The organism is Lactobacillus sp. C449L, from assembly GCF_059900815.1.
This window is the reverse complement of the sequence record NZ_JBWXGA010000441.1, coordinates 1-395: the sequence shown is the minus strand read 5'-3', so window position 1 is coordinate 395 and position 395 is coordinate 1. Positions and strand designations below refer to the sequence as shown.

Annotated in this window: 1 pseudogene; it reads right to left on the bottom strand. The window is 72.7% G+C overall.

Annotated features, from left to right (window positions below):
• Window positions 1–103 precede the first annotated feature (103 nt).
• Window positions 104–395: pseudogene (locus AC2JF9_RS10185) on the bottom strand (capsular biosynthesis protein CpsI); the annotation flags it as partial.

The following is a 395-nucleotide window of genomic DNA, read 5'->3' as shown; positions in this document are numbered from 1 at the left end:
CGGCTATATGGTGGTGCCGGTGGAGATCGACCAGTTCACCCGCTGCGGCGGCGGCGTGCACTGCCTCACCATGCCCCTCGCCCGCCTGCCCGGCTGAGCGCCGTCACAGGCCCGTATAGCCGCGGAACCAGCTGACGAAGGCGGGCACGCCCTCCTCGATCGTCGTCACCGGCCGGTAGCCGAGGTCGCGCTCGGTCGCGCCGATGTCGGCATAGGTGTCGCGCACGTCGCCGGGCTGCATCGGCAGCAGGTTGCGCACGGCCTTTCGCCCGCACGCGGCCTCGATCGCGGCGATGAAGCGGTCGAGCTCGACGCTCCGGCTGTTGCCGAGATTGTAGATGGCGTGCGGAGCGCGGCTGCCGCCCGCCTTCCGCGCGCCGTCGTCGGCCGGCGGC